Below are 222 nucleotides of genomic sequence, written 5' to 3'. Positions count from 1 at the left end.
GCTCGACCGTCCGGAACCCAAACTGATATGGGACGACTTCCAAGAGTTGGTGATCAGCATCGTAAACTTCAATTGTCAATTGATAGAGATACGGCGTTTGTGGTGACCACAAGTGCAGTTGGTCGAATAACATGGTATCAAAGGTTACACTGCCACTACCGGTTTGCGTTTGACTCGTCAGTACTCGCCCGTCATGGTCTTTAACGGTCAGCGCTAAAGTGG

The 222-nt window shown here is 48.6% G+C and carries 1 pseudogene; it reads right to left on the bottom strand.

From position 1 onward, the window contains the following. Positions 1-222, bottom strand: a pseudogene (locus tag MMY95_RS16175) (beta-galactosidase); the annotation flags it as partial.

Source organism: Lactiplantibacillus sp. ME-2 (genome assembly GCF_022549155.1).
GTDB lineage: Bacteria > Bacillota > Bacilli > Lactobacillales > Lactobacillaceae > Lactiplantibacillus > Lactiplantibacillus plantarum.
The sequence above is the reverse complement of the archived record's forward strand: the minus strand, read 5'-3'. Positions and strand labels throughout refer to the sequence as shown.